Annotated in this window: 5 protein-coding genes; 4 read left to right on the top strand and 1 reads right to left on the bottom strand. The window is 64.0% G+C overall.

Translation table 11 applies throughout. The features are described 5' to 3' along the window. The first annotated feature begins 65 nt into the window (after positions 1 to 65). The 3 genes from ATO9_RS23240 (at position 66) to ATO9_RS23230 (ending at position 1730) form a co-directional block, all read left to right on the top strand. Positions 66 to 737 carry a DUF736 family protein gene (locus tag ATO9_RS23240; protein WP_052418562.1) on the top strand — a complete coding sequence of 224 codons (672 nt, stop codon included), beginning with the start codon at positions 66 to 68 and terminating at the stop codon, positions 735 to 737. A gap of 215 nt (positions 738 to 952) precedes the next feature. Further along, the gene (locus ATO9_RS23235; RefSeq protein ID WP_043755226.1) at positions 953 to 1183 is read left to right on the top strand and encodes a hypothetical protein; all 231 of its coding nucleotides are present in this window, start codon (positions 953 to 955) and stop codon (positions 1181 to 1183) included. A gap of 40 nt (positions 1184 to 1223) precedes the next feature. Next, the gene (locus ATO9_RS23230) at positions 1224 to 1730 is read left to right on the top strand and encodes a JAB domain-containing protein (protein ID WP_081979737.1); all 507 of its coding nucleotides are present in this window, start codon (positions 1224 to 1226) and stop codon (positions 1728 to 1730) included. A 43-nt stretch (positions 1731 to 1773) separates the two neighbouring features. Here ATO9_RS23230 and ATO9_RS23225 read toward each other — a convergent pair whose 3' ends face one another. Beyond that, complete coding sequence (locus ATO9_RS23225; RefSeq protein ID WP_043755224.1) at positions 1774 to 2163, bottom strand: thermonuclease family protein; 390 nt, start codon at positions 2161 to 2163, stop codon at positions 1774 to 1776. Positions 2164 to 2787: 624 nt separating this feature from the next. Here ATO9_RS23225 and ATO9_RS23220 point away from each other — a divergent pair. Then, the gene (locus ATO9_RS23220) at positions 2788 to 3717 is read left to right on the top strand and encodes a DUF2493 domain-containing protein (protein WP_043755221.1); all 930 of its coding nucleotides are present in this window, start codon (positions 2788 to 2790) and stop codon (positions 3715 to 3717) included. The last annotated feature ends 160 nt before the right edge of the window (positions 3718 to 3877 follow it).

Here is a 3877-nt window from a genome sequence, read left to right as displayed (position 1 = left end):
GCAGACTCTACATTAAGGTGAGGGATTTCGCGGGGGGCAGGTCAGCAGCCACCGCCTATTCCGGCATGATCCATTCGACCCGGTTTGACATCGCCATCCAGCTCGAGACTCGGACGAAGATGTCCGAGCGAAGCCCGGACTATGATGTGACGGCGGTGAACAAGTCGGGCCGCAAGGTGCGCATCGGCACGGCCTGGAACGAGACCGGCAACACCACCGGTAACCATTACATCTCGATGCAGATCGATGTCGGCCTCGGGCCCTTCCGGGTCAACGCCGTGCAGACCAAGGAAGCACGCGAAGCGATGACCGGTGAATTCGAGATCATCCCGCTGGTCTCGAACGGTGCGATGAAGTCCGGTTCGATCTCGGGCGAGTTGACGGCGATGGATGCAGACAACGCCTTTGCCGGTTACATCGCCAACATGATGTTTGACCTCGACTTCATGCTCATCGAGAACGAGTTCAAGACCGAGGAGACCCATCCCGACTACCGGATCGAGGTCAGCTCGCCCAAGGGCCACCCGATCCGCGTCGGCTCGGCCTGGATGGCGAAGAGCAACCGGACCGGCAACGACTATGTCTCGCTCCTCATCAACACGCCCGATGGCGATCTGCGGGTGAACGCCGTGCAGAACGAGGAGCAGCGCGGCGGCCAGACCTTCTCGATCATTCCCTTCGTCGAGAGTGCAGGCCAGGACCGGTCGGACAACGCCGGGCTCGCCCTGGTCGGCTGACAGGCAGCGACTGCTACAGAACTGGCGCCCCGGGCAACCGGGGCGCTTTCGCCCGTGCAGGCCTGATCCTCCTCCCAAAACGGCCTGACGGGGTGGTGCCGGTCCTGTCTCCGACCGGCCCGCGCCTCCTGTCCCCAAGAGGCAGGTCCCGCGAGGGGAGCCGCAGTGACGCGGCTCCCCTCTTTTCGTATCACCTCATCAGTAGGACTAGACGCATGTTCAATCTCACCCATCCCAAGCTGGTCACGCTCGCCGAGGCCGAAGGCTACGCAGAGGTCGTGGACTTCCTGGAGGACTATGCGCAGGGCAGCATCGTGCCCGCGATCTGCATGGCACCCGATTGCGACCACACCGCCGATCTCGAACCCGACCAGCGCGCCGGCTTCTGCGAGGCCTGTGGCCGCCCCACCATGAAATCCGGCCTCGTCATCGCAGGCATGAACTGAGCGGCGCTGGCCGCGATCCTCTCAAAAGATTGGAAACGACATGATACAGCACGATCCCAAAAAGATCGCCGAACGAGGCGCATCCGGTTTCTCCGAAGCCGAGATCGCGACCATCGACGCCGCCCGCATCATCCTGCGCAGGCATGCCCGCTCGACCTCCGCACTGCAGTCCTGGACCATGCTGACCGACTACCTGGCTCTGAACGCCGTTCATGAACGGGTCGAGGTGTTTCGGGTGCTGCTTCTGGACCGGAAGAACAGGCTGATCCGCGACAGGGTCATGACTCGCGGCAGCATCGATCACGTCCCGGTCTATGTCAGCGAGGTGCTCCGCGCCGCCCTCGTTCTCGATGCCTCTGCCCTCATCCTCTGCCACAACCACCCCTCCGGCGATCCGCATCCGAGCCAGACCGACATCGAGCTCACCCGCAAGATCGTGGAGGCCTGCAAGGTGATGGAGATCGTGGTCCACGATCACATCATCGTCGGCTTCGGGCGGGAGAAGAACGCCTTCAGCATGCGGGCGGCAGGGATGTTGTCGGATTAAATTCGCGCACTGAACGTCGCGCAGCTCCCTGGCAGTCGTATCGCTAGCAGTATCTCGCCCGCCTGATCCGCGACCGCGCCGCCGGCGTCTCCAGATGGGCATACCGACCTCCGGAATATCTCCGACAATCGAGCGCGTGACCGGCCGCGATCAGCGCGGCGCCTATGTCCTCACCATCGGCGTAACAAATGCCCACCCATCGGTCATGGGTCCGCTCGCCGTTGAGCTCGCATTCTATCGAACGGCCATCGAGGTAGTTCACCATCCAGCGCCGGGCATCCCGGCCCGCCCGCGTTCGGAGCTCGGGAGCATCGACGCCATTCAGACGCACAGGTGTGCCGGAGACGACGATGGTGTCGGCGTCCCGGATCTGCACCTGCGCGATGGCTGGTGATGTCAGCAGGATCACGACGATCGGGATCAGATATTTCAACTTCCGCCTCCTCTGCAGGTGGGTTCACATTCTTCCGGGCGTAACACTCTCAGACCCTTATCGCATTAATTGGCCCGAAGCGCCCACTGCCTGACGGCCTCCCCCGCTCGGCTTCGCGTGTCGCAGGCGAGAACGGCCCTGCGGTCCGTCGCGCATTCGGCCATGCGGCCTCACCGCGGCGCAGCACTTGGCATCCCGGTTTGCCCGTCTCGCGAGCAGGCCGCGCCCCGGCCGCTCCGCCGGATTGCGCTCCGGTCTGTTTTGCGGGGCAAAACGATCCCGCCGCTCCATCCGTCTCCCGCGTCCGGTCGCGCCCTTTGCCTGCTCGCGTCGGGCAAACCTACCGTCAACAACACACACATGAGTGCGGAAGCATATCCTCCGGATGGCCCCCAAATCAGCCCGCGTCAAGGATCGCAAAACTTTTCGGCGAAGGCGGCGCGGGTCGAAAGGGCGGTCCAGTTTTCGATGACGCGCCCGTGGTGGGCGATGCGCCCGGAAAACTTTTGCGCCCGGCACGCCGGCGGCTTCGCCGTCCCTGACCCGGACAGATTCGGTGAACCAGACGTACGGCCATGCCACCACACTCCCGTGGTGGTTCCCCGAACATCTGGAGACACCAACATGACTTACGAGAACGCGAACGCCTACGAGACCATCGAACTTTTCGGCCTGACGGAGAAAGACGCGGAGCTGCCCATCCCCGAGGATCACATCCTGACCGACAGCGTCGTCCGCGAGACTTTCGAGGCCCTGCTCGGCCAGCTGCGCGGCACCGGTCTCGAGACCGAGATCGAACCGCTCGCGCACGGGCTCGCCACAATCCTGCAGCGCCGCAAGATCGCTCTCGGCAAGGAGCTCGACCGCACCGCCGACAAGATCGGCGCCCTGGCAAAATCCCACGACGGATCGGAGATCGCCGAGACCGCGCTCGAAGAGGCGCAGGCCCGCTTCCTGCAGGTCCGCGAGATTGTCGCGGCCATCGAGGTGATGAGCGAGGCGGCGGCGGAATGCTACGAGGTCGAGACCGGCCATGCCTTCATCCCGGCCGCGGGATCGCGCGCCAGCGCTCGCGCTCAGGAGACCGGAGCGGTCTTCGAGGCCCGGCAGTTGCTGGAACAGCATGATCGCGAAACGGCCGCGAAGTCGAAGGTCGAGGGGGTTCCCCTGATCGTGTCGGGGGCGACCGACTGGACCGATATCGACGTCATCTTCTCGACACTCGACAAGGTTCGCGAACGCATCCGGCAGAACCGCAACCAGGAGATCTTCCTCTGCCATAAGGGTGGCAAGCACGGGGCCGAGATGATCGCCGCCCGGTGGGCTCGGGCGCGCGGCGTCGCGCAGGCGCGCTTCGATCCGCGCTGGTCCGCGCATGGGCGGGCGGCACCCTTCAAATGCAACGATGAGATGCTGGACGACAAGTTTGCTGCGACGGGAGTTGTGCTCTTCGGTGGCAACGGGGTCGCGCTGAACCTCGGGCAGAAGGCCGAGGCGAAGGGGCTCACCGTCATGCGGGTCGCCGATCCGGCGAAGAAGTCGGCAGACGCGTGAATGAGAGAGGGTCGCCTTTGGGCGGCCCTTTTGTCGTTTTCACGTCGGCCTCTAAATGCGACCAAGCGGACGTATCGAACTCACTAGATGCAGCTTTTCGCCGATGACACCGTTTGCAAGATTCCCCTGAGACGCTAGACGGGTAAGCCAGTTGGCAACT

The sequence above is a fragment of the Pseudooceanicola atlanticus genome (genome assembly GCF_000768315.1).
GTDB lineage: Bacteria > Pseudomonadota > Alphaproteobacteria > Rhodobacterales > Rhodobacteraceae > Pseudooceanicola > Pseudooceanicola atlanticus.
Note: the sequence above shows the minus strand (reverse complement) of the source record. Positions and strands in the feature narration are given on the sequence as shown.